The following is a 14,990-nucleotide window of genomic DNA, read 5'->3' as shown; positions in this document are numbered from 1 at the left end:
CACAGTTGTGTGCCGAGGTGGGGCACATCCTCGGGGATCGCCACCGGCACGAAAGTGGACCCATTTCCCTGCACTCGGACCAGGAGAGGGCACAATGGGGATATGAGATTCCTGGTTGCACTGATCCTCGGCCTCGCCGTCATGTTCGGTCTGAACGCCATCTTCGACTTCTTCGCGATGGCGCGACCGTGGGGTTCGATCCTCATGGGCGTCATCGTCGGGCTGACAATGCTCGTCGTCCTGCTCATCTGGGAGGCCGTGCGCCCGACCCAGCCGAAGGGCGAATCGGCGAAGGCCAAGGCGAAGGCGCAGAAGAGCGAAGACGAGCGGGCGAAGGCCCGTGCCGAACGACGTGCCCGACTCGCCGCCGAGGCGGGAGTGAGCCTCGAAGGCATCGACGGTGCCCTGCCGGGGTCGACCGCCCAATCGTCGGAAGCGGCCTCGTCCGATGGGTCAGCCGAGGAGGCTTCCACCGAGGGGAAGGCAGCAGCCGACGATTCCGCCGAGGCTGCGTCGGGGGAAGCGACACCCGCCGAGGGTGCATCGGCTCAGTCGACACCCACCGAAACGGTTCCGACTGCGAGCGAGTCCGCCGGCAGTGCGACAGCTGAAGGCTCGGACGCGGCTGGGGCCGAGGCGACGACCGAAGGCGAGGAATCGGCTGGGACCAGCGCCGCTGCCGACGGTGCGGCGACCGCTTCGCCGAACGAGGCGACGACCGTTGGGTCGGACGAGGCGCCTGAGACCGACGCGACCGAGCACGCGGCTGAGCAGAACAGTGAGACGGACTCGTCCCTGGAGTCGGACGGAACCGAAGGCGGCGAGGCCTCGAAAGATGAGGAGCGACCCACGGATTCTGCGAAGCCCGCAGTGGTGGTGAAGCCCGCACAGCCGGCAGCACCCGTCGCTCCCGCACAGCCATCCGCCTCTGCGCCGTCCGGTGGCTCCGAAGCCGCCGACGCCAGCGTCGCAGACACCGAAGCGGGAAGCACCCGCGTCGGTGACGCCGAAACCGGCGGCACAGCCGCTGTCGATGATGAACCGGCTCGGCCCGCTGAGAAGCCAGCCGCGCAGTCAGGCGATTCGTCCGAACTGCCGCCGCCTCCGCCGATGCCGCCGGCGTTCCCGGCTCAGCCCACCGCCGCACCACAGGCTGCAGATACGGCTGCGCCACAGGCCGCGGGTGCGACGAACGAGACCATGTCCGCGGCTCCGTCGCTGAACAAGGACGATGTCAGTGACAGCGGATCCGCCTCGGCGTCCGACCCCGAACTCGAGGGACCTGCCGAAGACCCGGCGACGCTCGACCCCGAGGAATTCGACGAATCCGCCAGCGGTTCCTCGCTCGAGGCACCGCCGACCGGTGAACCTGGAATGTCGGCCGACGCGCTCTCCGGCAAGATGCCGGACGAGGCCGAGGAGTCCGCAGAATCGGCCGAGGAAGAGCCTGCCGAAGACGAAACCGAGGAAGCCCAGGCTCCTGAACGCGAGGAACCGTCGGCCGAGGAGAACAACCAGTACCGGCTCTGAGCCGGCGTCGCCTTCGGACAGACACGCCCTCAGGTCACCGGCCCCTCAGGCGAGCAAATCCTCAGGCGTAGTGCGCGGCGAGGATCTGCAGGCCCTCTTCGATGCTGACGCGGGGAGTCCACCCGAGGACTTCCTGCGTCCGCCGCTGATCGAACCAATGCGCGGTCGACAGCTGTTCGGCGAGGAACCTCGTCAACGGCGGTTCGTCGTCATGCTCTCCGAGCTCCCACACCTTTTCGACCACAGACCCTGCTGCCAGCGCCGGCGCCACCGGAATGCGCAGCTTCGGCTCCGCCGCACCGCCGGCGATCGCGATGCGTGACATCAGCTCGCCGATGGGTCGCGGCTGACCGTTCGTCACCACCAGTGCCTCACCATGGGTGGAATCGACCGCGGTCACCGCAGCGGCGATCGCCTCCACCGCATTGTCGACGAACAGGGTGTCGACCAGCGCCGCTCCCGAACCGAGCACCGGCATTCGCCCCGATCGGGCACGGTCGATGACCCGTTCAGTGAGCTGGGTATCACCCGGACCCCACATGAGGTGCGGACGCAGGACGAGCACCCGGAAGTCGGACGAGTCCGCGCCCAGAGCAATCCGCTCGCCGGCCCCCTTCGTCCGCGCATACTCGCCGCGCGCAGACTCCGGAGATGCCGGTTCGGCACCGTCGCCGACGATCGACTCACCGGTATGAGCCACCGACGGCGACGAGATATGGACCAGCCGCTGCACGCCGGCGGCCCGCGCCGCATCGACGAGAGTGCGGGTGCCGCCGATGTTCACGGCCTCGAAATCCTTGGGATCACCCATCATGGACACCTTCGCGGCCAAGTGCACGACCGCCTCGGCGCCGGTGACGGCCTGATCGACGGCGGCCGCATCGGTCACCGAACCGATGACATCGACGGCACCGTCGACCCCTGAGGGGCGACGCTGCAGAGTGGTGACCTCGTGACCGGCGGTGACGAGCGCACGCGCGACGGACGAACCGAGCAGCCCAGAGGCTCCGGTGACGGTGATTCTCATTTCAGCCTCAGACGCTTCCCCGCACCGGCCCACCAGCCAGGACGCTGTCGGCCCAGGCGGCGAGGCGGGAGCGGTCGATCTTCGAATTGTGGCGGATGTCGGTGGGGAACTCGGGTGCCACGAGCACAGCGGTCAGATCATGACCGACCGCCTCGGCGACCTTCTCCCGCAGGCGCGCCGTCAGGTCCAAGGGCGCCAGACCGGGAGACAGCGAGGTGCCCTCGGCATCGAGCACGGCCACAAGCGCCTGGGTGCCGACGGGACCGATGCCGACGACCGAGCTGCGGCTGACTTGCGCATCGGCGTCGATGAGCGCTTCAAGGCCTCCGGGCCCGACCGGCCCGCGCGGGGTCGTGACGACATGCTGCAGACGTCCCTCGAGCCACACACGACCGTTCTCATCGATGTGGCCGATGTCGTTCGTGCGGTGCCAGGCCAGACCGTTCAGATCATCACGCGCCGAATCCGCAGTGGTGCGCCACAGATTGTCGTAGCCGGATTTGATATGGGCGGCACTGACGACGAATTCGCCGAGGCGGCCCTGCGCGGCCGCACCTTGGAGCAGCTCATCGGCCGAACGTCCCGACTCATCGATGGGGGCCAGAGCGAGTTCGACGCCGTCGATCGGCTGCCCCACGCAGACCCCGAGGCTACCGGTGGCATCGGCGGCGGCCACGCCGTCACGGTCGATGTCGGTGAGCAGGAGCCCCTCGGTCATGCCATAGGGGGAGTGGATGGACGCGTTCGGGAACACCTCGGCGATGGCATCCATGAGCTCCAGCGGCACGGGCGCACCCGCCGAGAGCACGAGTTCGACCCCGGCGCACGCTTCCCGCTGCTGCTTGTCGAGCTCGCCGGCGGTCGCGGCGACATTCGTGTATGCGGCCGGGGAGGCGAAGACCATGGTGGCCCGTCCGGCGATGATCGCATCGGCGATCGCAGTGGCCGTGAGCGTCTTCGGTTTCGTCACCGACATGTCCGGTGTCACCGAGGTGGCCCCGATGGCCGGTCCCAACAGGGCGAACGGTGGGAATCCGGCCACCAGACCGGTGCCTTCGGTGACGTTGAAGGTCCTGGTCAGCACGGCCGCCAGCGCGGAGATGTCCGCATGCGTATAGCGCACGCCCTTCGCCGGTCCCGTCGACCCGGAGGTGAAGAGGATCGCCGCATCGGCATCCGGTTCCGGGGTCGGCAGCTCGGCCCGGTGCGGGGTGCGGGAGAGCTCGGTCAGGCTCGTCTCCGCCTTGAACATCCGGGAACGCACAGGCCCGAGCGGACGCACGGAGATGCGTCGTCCCGGCCAGCCGAAGGCGCGGGCCAGAGCGAGTCCGGGAAGTTCGCCGATGATCCACTGCGGATCGGCCGAGGTGATCGCCCGAGTCATTCCCCTCGGGCCGAGTCCGGCATCGGCGACGACGGCGACCGCACCGATCTTCAGGCACGCATAGAGGGCGGCGGTGAGATTGTTGCCCGGAGGCACAAGCATGGACACCCGGTCCCCGGGCTTCACCCCGAGGTCGAGCAGCCCGTTCGCGATCGACGTGGTGACGTGCCACAGGTGGCGCCACGTGATCTGCTGCGCCGGATTCTGCGCGAAGTCGACCGAGGCGATCGCCTCGTCGTCACGGCGGGCATCGAGGATCGCCGTCACCGCGCGGATATCAGCCTCGGACGCTGAGCCGGCGGCGGCAGGGATCGATCCCGTCGCCGAGGCGGCCGTGCCCTTCCGCTCGGACGATCCCTTCGCGGGGGCCGCCTCGGTGGGGGTGTTCGCGGTGGTGGGCGCATCGAACTGGGCGCTCAGCCAGTCGAGGACGAGACCGGGCACATCGTGGTCTTCGCTGACGAGGTGGGAGGCCGTTTCGAACCGGTGGACATCGGCCTGCGGCAGGCGCTGGCGCAGGTCGCGCAGATAGCGTTCGAGGAACACCGGATCCTTCGGGCCCCAGACGAGCAGCGCCGGCTTGTCGAAGGCAGCGATGTCCTGGCCGATGCGCTGGAGTTCGGGATCGGAGGCATGAGTGTCATCGACGGGGATATCGGCGACGAAGTTGCCGATCGCCCACCGGTCCTCTGCCCTCCGGTACGGGGCGTGGAAGGCGTCCTTGATCTCGGCATCGAGGTCACCCAAAGCGAGGGTGACGCGCAGGAAACCGTCGGTGAGAACGGTGGCCGCAGGCAGCATGGGCCCGGCCAGGGTCGCGCGCAGCGGTGCGGGCACCGGGGCGTCCTCGGGCTGGTGGACGGCCGTGTTGAGGCTGATCGCCGCGGACACCAGTTCGGTGTTCCTGGCGGCCCAGCCGAGTGAGAGGACTCCGCCCCAGTCGTGACCGATCGTCACGATCGGGTGGGTGGCGGATCCGGTGGCGGCCACCTCGGCGAACAGGTTTGAGACGACCGCATCGAAATCGTTGATGCGATCGGCGATGCGGCGCACCTCATCGGATTTCGGGGTCGGCATCGACTCGTGGGCGAACCGTTCGGAGAAGCCCATCTCGAGCTGGTCGGGGGCGATGAGCCGCCAGGCGCGTCCGCCGGACTGCGCGGCATCGATGGTGGCCTGCGCCAGCCTGCGCCACAGATACGACCAGGTCGGGTTGCCGTGGAGGGCGACGATCGTGCCCGCCGGCTCCACCCCGGCAGCGGTCAGGGCGGGCAGTGTGTCGAGCACATGGAACGCGTGCGTCCCATCCGAGGTTTCCGCCTCGACGATTCGGGACCAGGCGGGGTCCCACTCGGGCAGCTGCGGGGGAGTCGTGGCCGGCCGTGCAGGAAATCTCATGAAGTCTCTACCACTCGATCTCGGTCATGGCGGTGTTGAGGCCGGAGCCGACGCCCATGCACAGGATGCGGTCGCCGGGTTTGAGGTTCTCGGCCTCACGGGACAGGGTGATGGGAAGGGAGGCGGGGCCGACGTTGCCCAGCTCCGGGTAGCTCACAGGGATCCGGTCGGGGTCGAGGTTCGCGGCCTTCGTGATCGAATTCGTGTGCACATCGGAGACCTGGTGCATGACGTAGCGGTCCATCTCCCGCCAGTTCCAACCGGTCTCGTGGGCTTCCTCCCACGCGGCGACGACGAGTTCCATGCCGCCGGAGAGCAACCCCTTCGTGTCGGTGAACATTCCGTTGTGGTCACCGACGCACAGCTCGTGATGCTGGGTGGCCGCCCGGGTGATGCCGCCGAGGATGCGGTGGCCCTCCGGATGTTTGTCGGCCGGGCCGAGGACGGCGGCGGCAGCGCCGGAACCCAGGGTCAGGGACGCGAATTCGTTGAGGTACTCCTCGCGGGTGATCTCCGGACGGTTGAGGCGGCGGAGCGTCGCGTCTTGGACGCGGGAGGCGTCTTCGCCGGCGACGATGAGGGCGTATTCGATCTGCCCGGCGTCGATCATGTTCGCGGCCAGGGTCATTCCGTTGACGAATCCGAGGCAGGCGTTGGCGATGTCGAAGTTCATCGCCTGCGGGCCGAGCCCGATGCCGGCGTGGACGCCGACGGCCACGGACGGTTCCAGGTGCTCACGGGTCACCGAGGTGTTGACCATCAGTCCGATGGCGTCGGGAGGGACCCCCGCCTCGGCGAGGGCTCTCTTTCCGGCCGCGATCGCCCCATCGGCGAACTGGTGGGGCTCATCCCAGTTGCGGCGGGCGTACACACCGGCGACGCGTTGGAGCAGACCCTGCGGCAGTTTGAGAGATGACAGCGTATCGGCGAGGCGGTCGTCGAATTCCTGCGAGGTCACTTCGTTCGGGGCCAGGGTCTCGGTCAGGCCGAGCAGGGCCACGTTCGAGTGCCGAAATGTTGCATTGCCATTCGCCAATTGAAGTACTCATCCCTTTTCGGGTCGTTCGTCGGTGTCGATATCGGCCGCAGAGGCGCGCTCGTAACGCGTCACGACGGGGGAATTCCGGACCTATCTTACCGCCCGGTTTCTGAGATGTTCATCAGCGTGTGAACCAGGTGAAGCCGTCATAGAGCAATCCTGTGGCGGCGAGCACAGCGATGACGGCGAGAACGAGCGAGGTCACAGTGTGCGAGACCTTCGACGTCTGGAAGCGCACGGCACGCGAATACGACATAGGACGATCGGTGACGTTGTGGCCGAACTGGGCGAAGATCCGCCAATCCATGACGTCGACGAGCGACTTAGCGGCGAGGGTGAAGACGATGATGCAGCCGATGCCCATGAACAGCAGGAACACGAAGCCGAAGAAGCCGAAGTCCTTGAAGAACGTCACCACCCGGTCGCCGATGGCCACGGCGAAGGCGGAGAAGCCGTCGCCGAAGGGCAGGGCGTCGAACGAGTCGGTGATCGTGGACAGGCTGATGTTGTCGCGCACCGTCTGCACGGACCCGATGTACATGAAGATCGACGCGGCCAGGGCGACGAGCAGGTTGATGATCGAGATCGTCGCATTGTCCGGCCAGAAGTCCAGGTGCTTGATCGTGTAGGTCGCCGAGAGAGCCACGCAGATGATCGCGCCTGTCAGCGCGCCGATGGTGGCCGGCAGCAGCAGGTTGTTGAAGAACACGAAGGCGACGACGGCGATGAGAGCGGCGCCGAGTATGTAGGTGAACACTGCGACGGTGTCGCCGTTGGCCGCGGTGGCAGCCCGTCGGTTGGCCTCGATCATCTGGCCGGAGTGCTGGACGTTGGCGGCGAGTTCGTTCTTCGTCGCTCGCGGCAGATCGGCGTCGTCGTAGCCCTGTGCGTTGTAGCCCTGCGCGTTGCTGGGAAGAACGCGGGTCTCATCCTCGCTGCTCCACGGGCGACCGGACTGGTTGTAGCCGGGCTGGCCGTAGGGGTTTTGGCCGTATCCCTGAGTCTGCGGGTAGCCGCCCTGGGCGCCGCCTCCACTGGCGGGGTTCCTGGGCTGCCATCGTCCGAGCTTCGCTCCGATGAAGTAGATGACGAAGACGACGAGAGCCGCGAGGACTCCGATGGAGATGCCGGCGCCGAGCTCGTTCATAAGGGTGACTTCCTGGGGATGGACAACGGTGGTCTTCTTTTCAGTCTATGGACTCATGCCGCTCAGAGCACGTTCCGTGGCCCATGTGCGCGCGGTTCGCAGCGATTTGCTGGTCGATCCACGGTGTTCTGAGCCGCGACATCACCGTGGCTCGACCCAACATCTGTCGCGCTGCAGACCGTCTCGCGGCGCTCGGCCTCGGTGCTGGCGGTTCCTGGGTATGGTGGGGTCAGGATCCGCCCACCGACGTCCGAAGGAGACACGCGATGAGCAACCCACAGGCATTCACCTCCGAGGCTCTGCCACTCGATGAGCAGGTCGTGCTCGTCACCGGGTCCGGACGCGGCCTGGGCGCTGCGATCGCGAAGGCCTTCGCTCCGGAAGGTGCGGCCCTGGTCATCAATTACCGGTACTCTGCCGAGACTGCAGAAGAGCTCGCCGAGGCGGTCCGCGCTCGCGGTGGACGTGCCGTGGCCATCGAGGCCGATGTCACGGACTCCCGCGCCGTCGATGCCATGTTCGAAACCGCGGTCGCCGAGTTCGGTACTCCCGTATCCACTGTGGTCAACAACGCTCTCGCAGACTTCTCGTTCAACGGAGATGAGCGCCAACCGGCCGACGAGATCGACTATTCGGATTTCGCCGACCAGTTCCGCGGTTCGGTCGAGGGTGCGGTCAACACGATCCAAGCCGCGATGCACGGTTTCCGTGAGCTCGGTTCCGGCCGCGTCATCAACATCGGCACCAACCTGTTCCAGGACCCGGTCGTGCCGTACCACGACTACACGGCAGGCAAGGCGGCGCTGCTGTCGCTGACCAGGACGTTCGCGAAGGATCTCGGCCCGGCCGGGGTGCGGGTGAACATGGTCTCCGGCGGACTGCTGCGCACCACCGATGCGTCCTCGGCGACACCCGAAGAGGTCTTCGACCAGATCGCCGCCGCCAGTGCGCTGCGACGGGTGACGACTCCGGAGGACTTCGCCTCGGCGGTGGTGTTCTTCGCCTCTCCCGCCTCGCGTGCGGTGACCGGCCAGAACCTCATCGTCGACAACGGCCTCGTCATGGGGTGAGGCGGCCGACTGTGACATGGGCGGGCCGCGCCCGCCAGCGTGGACGAGGCTGGACAACCGATGGTCTGCGTGTAAGGGCGTCCCGGAGCCGGGAAGTGGACTTCAGAAACGGTCGAGGAAAGCCAAAGCCCGTTCGTAGAGCATTTCTGCGCTGTCTTCGCGGTAGTCCGGGGTGGTCGGGTCGCTGAACAGGTGGGTGCTGCCCGGGTAGAGGAAGTACTCCGCCTGCGCACCCGCCTTCGTCGCGGACTCCATCAGCGTCTCAATCCTTCCCGGGCTGCGCCAGGAGTCATCGACGGCGAAATGAGCCTGCACCGGAACCCCGGCCTGCCAGCGCGTCGGCTTCGGGAAGCCGCCGCCGTGGAAGAGCAGGACGCCGCGGGCGCGCGGATCGTTCTTGCCCATCTGCTGAGCGAGGGCGGCCCCCAGCGAGAATCCGCCGAAGACGAGATCGTCGCCGAGGTCCTCGCAGGCGTCCTTCACCCGGTCGACGAGGGTCGAGAACCCGAGCTCCTGGGAGTGGGCGACTCCCGATTCTGCGTCGTCGAAGGTCCTGCCTGCGTAGACGTCGGGAGTGTGGACGGCATGCCCGGCGAGGGCGAAGCGTTCGGCGATGGCGTCCATCCCGGACGTCCGCCCCAGCGCCGAGTGGAGGAGGACAAGCGTGGTCATAGGAATCCTCTCGCTCAGCGGCTGTGTCCGCGGGGGATCGAGAACGTGTCCGCGCGGGCCGTGGCCCAGTCGTCGGCCCACTCCGATGGGGTGTCATCAAGGAGTTCGCCGGGCTTCAGCCAGTCGTAGAGGCGAGCATAGGACCAGGATTCGGAGGCCGAGACATTGCGTCGCAGCATCGTCGGCTCCAGCTCGTCGGGTGCGGCCGCACCCATCGACGCCATGAGGCGGACCGCCTCGGCGACGACTCCGTCGTGGTAGTTGCGCACACGATCGGCCTTGGTGGGCACGTCGATGGCGCGCGCTCGCCGCGGATCCTGTGTGGCGACGCCGACGGGGCATTTGCCCGTGTGGCAGGCCTGGGCCTGGATGCAGCCGACTGCCATCATCATCGCGCGGGCGGAGTTCGTGAAGTCCGCACCCTGGATGAGGCGTTTGACGATATCGGTGCCGGTGGCGATCTTGCCCGAGGCGCCGACCTTGATCTGCTTCCGCAGGCCCGCGCCGACGAGTGCGTTGTGGACGATCATCAGCCCCTGGGTCAGAGGCAGACCGACATTGTCCTCGAACTCCAATGGTGCAGCACCCGTGCCGCCCTCGGAGCCGTCGACGATGATGAAGTCCGGCAGGATGTTCGTCTCCACCATGGCCTTGACGATCGAGAGGAACTCCGTGCGCGAGCCGATGCACAGTTTGAATCCGGCGGGTTTGCCGCCGGAGAGCTCACGCATCTGCCGGATGAACTCGAGCAGCTCGATCGGAGTCGAGAACACCGTGTGTCCGGGAGGGCTGATGCAGGTCTGGCCGACGGGGATGCCGCGGATCTCGGAGATCTCCTCGGTGACCTTCGGCCCTGGCAGCACGCCGCCGATGCCCGGCTTCGCACCCTGGGAGAGCTTGAGCGAGACCATCTTCACCTGCGGGTCCTGCGCTTTCTCGGCGAAGATCTCGGGGGAGAATTCTCCTTCGGGGGTGCGGGCGCCGAAGTATCCGGTGCCGAGCTCCCAGATGAGGTCGCCGCCGTGCTCACGGTGATACGGCGAGATCGATCCCTCACCGGTGTCGTGGGCGAATCCGCCCAGCGCCGCACCCTTGTTCAGGGCCCGGATGGCGTTGTTGCTCAGCGAGCCGAAGCTCATCGCCGAGACGTTGAGCAGCGAGATGTCGTAGGGCTGAGTGCACTCGTCACCGCCGATGCGCACGCGTGGTGGCCTGGGCGGATTGGGGATCGGCATGTTCGAGTGCATGAGCGCCTCGTAGCCGGCGCGGTCGACATCGTGCTCGGTGCCGAACGCGTGTTCCGAGTGGGTGCCTTTGGCTCGTTCGTAGATGGTGGTGCGGGTGTCGCGATTGAACGGGCGCCCGTCCCAATTGCGTTCGATGAAGTACTGCTGGATCTCCGGTCGGATCGACTCCAACAGGAACCGGGCGTGCCCGGCGATCGGATAGTTGCGCAGGATCGAGTGCTTCTTCTGCGTGAGATCCCATGCGGCGAGTGCGCCGAGTCCGAGCGCCGAGGCGGCCGCCGCCGCTCCGGCGATCTGCTTGCCTGCCGATTCGCCGGTGACCATCCGGACAATGGGGAATTGCCGTTTCATTGTGCCTCCTTGAACTGTCCTGATCTCGAGCCTAGACCGAGAACGTGCAGTTTTCAGGAAAGGCAGACCTGAGACAGTCGTGAACTGTCGGCGAACCGTCTCAGAACAGGCTGCCGAGACGCATCAGAACCGGAGGCTGGATCGTCTCAGAAGAGGCTGCCGAGCAGCGTTGTCACGAGCTCGTCGACCTGCATCGAATAGGCGACGATGAGGGTGAATCCGGTGGCGATCCACGCTATCTCCTTGTCCTGCGCGTAACCGCGCAGCGGCTCCCGCCGATAACGCAGGCCGCCGGCGAGAACGATGCCGAGATCGATGAGCCACCAGATCCCCAACCCGCCGAGGCTGAGCAGCTTGAGCGCGCCCGTGAGGTATCGGCCGGTGTAGAACCGATCAAGACCGAGGACCCCGAAGAGCATCGACAGCAGCCAGGTGATGACGAAGGAGCGGTTGCCGGGCACGTCCGCGGGCTGGCTTTCGGAAGGCGCAAGCGATTCCAGGGACGAGGTGGGGACACAGGGGGAGGGCGCGGCTGGGTTCTGTGGAGCAAAGGGTGAGTCAGAGGGTGCGGCAGAGCGGTTCGCGGGGTCTGCGCTGAGTGCGGGAATCTCGCTGGTCGCCGTCATCGCTGGCACGTCCATTCACTGCTCGTCGAACTTATGGTCTTCAGCCTAGAAGTCGCAGGGCCGCCTCCGCGATGGGGTTATCCTCCGCATCCCCGCGGTGCTGTGCGATCCCGCAGGTACACGCGGGGCACACCGGCGTCGGGTGCCCACAGCCACCCGCGGTGTCCGGACTCACACGGTCCGGGACCCGGAATCGTTTGAGCCGCGAATGCCGGAGGCATAGCGTAGGGCTCATGAGCACAGGTGAGCCGAGTCCGACGAGCACTCGGCGTACCGTAGCCGCGGTCTTCCTCGCGGGAGTCTCCGTCTTCCTCGTCCTCTACGAGACCCAGGGCCTGCTGCCGGCGATCCGCGACGCCTACGGAATCGACGGTCCGACGGCGAGCCTGACCGTGTCCGCGACGAACGTGGCCATGGCCTGTTTCCTCATTCCCTTCTCCATGCTCGCCCCGCGGATCGGCCACGCCCGCCAGATCGGTGCTGGAGTGATCGTCGCGGCGATCCTCGCGCTCGTCCTTCCCTTCACTCCGACCCCGGAGCTGCTCATCGTCGTCCGGTTCCTCCAGGGACTGGCGATCGCCTCGGTGCCGGCCACGGCCATGGCCTATCTGTCGCTTCGTCTGCCGCCGGCCGCGCTGCCCGGGGCGATCGGGGTCTACATCGCCGGCAACACGATCGGCGGGCTCTGCTCGAGGTTGCTCACCGGGCTGGCGTCGGAATTCCTCGGCTGGCACGGTGGGCTTGCGTTCACCGCGGTCGTGTCGCTGATCTTCGGGCTCATCGTCGTCTGGCTGCTGCGCCACGATCTCTTCTCCACCGCCCGCAGCCGGGCCGTTCTCGACACGGACGACTCCATTCCGTCCGACACGAATCCCGCCCTCGCCGAGGCGGCCGACCCTGACGCTGTCACCGCAGGTGACGACAGCGCCAGCAATGCTCTCGCCGACGGTGACGGCGTCCCGGCCGCCACCGATGGGTCCGTCGACGGCGATGCCGACTCTTCCGGCGACGCCGCCGACGACGGTGGGGCTGGGAGCGCGCAGCCGCCTCGGCGAGCGATTCCGCTGCGCGGAGGTCTGTGGAGGATCTACCTCACCGGGTTCCTGTGCATGATCGTCTTCGGCGGATCGTTCACGATGCTCGGCACCCGCCTCCAGCAGGATCCGTGGCACCTGAGCGAGGGCGCAGTCGCGCTGTTCTTCCTCATCTACCTCGTCGGCACCGTCGTCACCACGTATTACGGCCGCTTGGCCACGAAGTACTCACGCACTCGGATCACCCTGGCGGGAATGGTCATCGCGCTCGCCGGTGCGGGGCTGACTCTGGTCGATTCGCTCGTAGCGATCATCATCGGCATGTCGCTGCTCACCGCCGGATTCTTCCTTGGGCATACGGGTGCCTCCGCGGCGGCCAGCGCCGCCCGGCCGGGAGTCGACTCGACCCGTTCTGCGGCCATCTACCTCACCGTCTACTACCTGGGCACGAGCCTCGGCGCCTGGCTCTCGGCGGTCCTCTTCGCCGACTTCGCTTGGCCGGGAGTCGTCGCCATGTGCGCGAGCTCCCTCATCGTGGTCTTCGTCTTGACCCTGACCGGTGCTCCGATAGGCTTCAGGAAACGCAGCTGATCGCTCGTTCAGTGTCGCCGGCGTCGGTGGCCTGTCGCCTGCGGCTGCGTCATGTTCCCTATCCGCCGGTGGCTTCCGCGCCGGCATCGTCGTCGAAAGGCCAGATCATGTCCGAGACCACCAACTCGACCGTCGTCTACGCGATCACCGACGGCGTCGCCCACGTCGAGATCGACCGTGCCGACAAGCTCAATTCGCTCACCCGCGAGGTCTTCGAAGACCTCGTCGAGGCGGGGCTGGCACTTAAAGGTTCGAGCGAAGTCAAGGCCGTGGTCCTGTCCGGTCGCGGTCGTGCCTTCAGCGCCGGTCTCGACTTCACCGAGATGGCCCGGATCGCCGAGGCCGGAGCAGCGACCCGCTCATCCGCTGAGGAAGCAGCCGAGCAGGCCGCCGGTGCCGGTGAATCGGAAGCGGCGGACTCCGTGGCCACCGCCGTCGATATCGGCGAGCGGCTCGGTTCGGCCCGGGCCCTGGCGCAGAAAGCCGTGCACGTGTGGTCACTCGTCGAGGTTCCGGTCATCGCTGCCGTGCGCGGACCGGCGCTCGGCGGCGGGCTGCAGATCGCTCTCGGTGCGGACATGCGTGTGGCCGGACCAGACGCGAAGCTCTCACTCATGGAACTCAATTGGGGAATCATCCCCGATATGTGCGGCACCCAGCTGTTGCCGCGACTCGTGGGACCCGCTCAGGCGAAGAAGCTCATCGTCACCGCCGTCACGATCGGTGCCGAAGAAGCTCTGCGCATCGGCCTCGTCGAAGAGATCGCCGAGGACCCTCTGGCTCGTGCTCTCGAACTGGCAAGGCAGATCGCGGGCCAGTCACGGTCGGCGCTGGTGTGGGCGAAGCGGCTCGTTGACCTGTCCTATGACTCCGACTTCAGCACCGGACTCGACGCCGAACAGGAAGCGCTCGCCGCGCTGTTGGGCACCGACGAGCAGAAGCAGGTCGTCGCCACTCGCCTGGCCGCGATGAAGGCCCGCGCCAAGGGCTGAGTCAGGACCCGCGGTTGGAGGGGAACTCCGGGCGGACTGGATCGATGAGCCTCTCTGCGGTGATCGCCTCGGCGACGGTGGAGAACTCCGCGAGCTCACGCAGCAGCACGAACGTCGGACGCATGAGCTTCAGCCGTCCGGCTCCCTCATCTGCGAGGATCCCGGTCACCGAGCGCCACTCGCTCGTGTGCGCCTCCGTCGTCTGATGCTGGGCGGCGGCGAGCTCGGGAGCCGCGATCGTATAGAAGTACGTATCGAAGCGTTTGGGCCGCCCCAAGGGAGTCACCCAGTTCGCCCAAGGCTTGAGCCCGGCCGGGTCGAGGACCGCGCCCGTCTCCTCCTCGACCTCGCGCACAGCGGTGGCCAGCAGGACGCGCCAACCTTCGGCATCCTCGGCGATGGTCGAATCGGACCATGCGGAGGTGTGCACCTGCGGATCGGGGACGGCGATGGTCGGTGCGATCGTCGCATCGACAGGGTCGACGCGACCGCCGGGGAAGACGACGACGCCGGCGGCGAAATCCATCGTCGACACCCGGTGCTGGACGAACACCTCGACACCCTCTTCCCCGTCGCGGAGCATGAGCACGCTGACGGCGGGCCTGATCGGGACCGCCTCGGCGTCGGCGATATCGGGACCGCGGCTCGCGCTGTCGGCGGTATCCGAACGGTCGGAACCCTCGGGGTTGATGTCTCGAATCACATTCAGCACCTTCGCTCTCAGCAATTGATGTCTGCTTCCAGTATGCCCGGGCTCGGGCAGAGGGCCGACGGCGGGGTGGGGCGAGTGCGCGCGGGGCGGGCAGGATACGATGGATGGCAATCTGACATCCTCCATCTGAGGCCGATAACCCAACCGGTGACGAACAGGGCGGGGCTGAA

12 protein-coding genes are annotated in these 14,990 nt (G+C 67.1%); 4 read left to right on the top strand and 8 right to left on the bottom strand.

The features are described from left to right. The first annotated feature begins 102 nt into the window (after positions 1-102). Complete coding sequence (locus KTJ89_RS15690) at positions 103-1,530, top strand: prolipoprotein diacylglyceryl transferase (RefSeq protein ID WP_259358409.1); 1,428 nt, start codon at positions 103-105, stop codon at positions 1,528-1,530. A 61-nt stretch (positions 1,531-1,591) separates the two neighbouring features. Here KTJ89_RS15690 and KTJ89_RS15685 read toward each other — a convergent pair whose 3' ends face one another. The 4 genes from KTJ89_RS15685 to KTJ89_RS15670 all read right to left on the bottom strand — a co-directional run bounded on the left by KTJ89_RS15685 (position 1,592) and on the right by KTJ89_RS15670 (position 7,525). Beyond that, on the bottom strand, positions 1,592-2,557 hold the full coding sequence (locus KTJ89_RS15685; protein WP_259358408.1) for an NAD-dependent epimerase/dehydratase family protein: 966 nt from the start codon (positions 2,555-2,557) through the stop codon (positions 1,592-1,594). Between the two features lie 7 nt (positions 2,558-2,564). Beyond that, entirely contained in the window at positions 2,565-5,339 is a 2,775-nt protein-coding gene (locus tag KTJ89_RS15680; RefSeq protein ID WP_259358407.1) for an alpha/beta fold hydrolase, read from the bottom strand. 7 nt (positions 5,340-5,346) lie between these two features. Then, a complete protein-coding gene (locus KTJ89_RS15675; protein WP_139469028.1) occupies positions 5,347-6,375 on the bottom strand; it encodes a 3-oxoacyl-ACP synthase III in 1,029 nt (342 codons plus the stop codon). Positions 6,376-6,499: 124 nt separating this feature from the next. Continuing rightward, positions 6,500-7,525, bottom strand: coding sequence for a hypothetical protein (locus tag KTJ89_RS15670; RefSeq protein ID WP_139909291.1), 1,026 nt, complete (start codon positions 7,523-7,525; stop codon positions 6,500-6,502). A 266-nt stretch (positions 7,526-7,791) separates the two neighbouring features. On the opposite strand from KTJ89_RS15670, the gene KTJ89_RS15665 reads away from it, so the two are divergent. Continuing rightward, positions 7,792-8,595 carry a 3-oxoacyl-ACP reductase gene (locus KTJ89_RS15665; RefSeq protein WP_259358406.1) on the top strand — a complete coding sequence of 268 codons (804 nt, stop codon included), beginning with the start codon at positions 7,792-7,794 and terminating at the stop codon, positions 8,593-8,595. 102 nt (positions 8,596-8,697) lie between these two features. Here KTJ89_RS15665 and KTJ89_RS15660 read toward each other — a convergent pair whose 3' ends face one another. The 3 genes from KTJ89_RS15660 to KTJ89_RS15650 form a co-directional block, all read right to left on the bottom strand. Next, complete coding sequence (locus KTJ89_RS15660) at positions 8,698-9,267, bottom strand: dienelactone hydrolase family protein (protein ID WP_259358405.1); 570 nt, start codon at positions 9,265-9,267, stop codon at positions 8,698-8,700. 14 nt (positions 9,268-9,281) lie between these two features. After that, the gene (locus KTJ89_RS15655; protein WP_259358404.1) at positions 9,282-10,865 is read right to left on the bottom strand and encodes an FMN-binding glutamate synthase family protein; all 1,584 of its coding nucleotides are present in this window, start codon (positions 10,863-10,865) and stop codon (positions 9,282-9,284) included. A gap of 146 nt (positions 10,866-11,011) precedes the next feature. After that, positions 11,012-11,491, bottom strand: a complete 480-nt coding sequence (locus KTJ89_RS15650; RefSeq protein WP_259358403.1) for a TM2 domain-containing protein — start codon at positions 11,489-11,491, stop codon at positions 11,012-11,014. A 233-nt stretch (positions 11,492-11,724) separates the two neighbouring features. Here KTJ89_RS15650 and KTJ89_RS15645 point away from each other — a divergent pair, with 233 nt between their 5' ends. Both KTJ89_RS15645 and KTJ89_RS15640 read left to right on the top strand, forming a co-directional pair. Then, complete coding sequence (locus KTJ89_RS15645; protein ID WP_259358402.1) at positions 11,725-13,116, top strand: MFS transporter; 1,392 nt, start codon at positions 11,725-11,727, stop codon at positions 13,114-13,116. Positions 13,117-13,223: 107 nt separating this feature from the next. Continuing rightward, positions 13,224-14,108 carry an enoyl-CoA hydratase-related protein gene (locus KTJ89_RS15640; RefSeq protein WP_259358401.1) on the top strand — a complete coding sequence of 295 codons (885 nt, stop codon included), beginning with the start codon at positions 13,224-13,226 and terminating at the stop codon, positions 14,106-14,108. Between the two features lies 1 nt (position 14,109). Here KTJ89_RS15640 and KTJ89_RS15635 read toward each other — a convergent pair whose 3' ends face one another. Next, positions 14,110-14,811 (bottom strand): NUDIX hydrolase, encoded by a 702-nt coding sequence (locus KTJ89_RS15635; RefSeq protein WP_259358400.1) that lies wholly within the window; start codon positions 14,809-14,811, stop codon positions 14,110-14,112. Between the last annotated feature and the right edge of the window lie 179 nt (positions 14,812-14,990).

This window comes from Brevibacterium sediminis (assembly GCF_024895295.1).
In the GTDB taxonomy this organism is placed as follows: domain Bacteria; phylum Actinomycetota; class Actinomycetes; order Actinomycetales; family Brevibacteriaceae; genus Brevibacterium; species Brevibacterium sediminis.
Note: the sequence above shows the minus strand (reverse complement) of the source record. Positions and strands in the feature narration are given on the sequence as shown.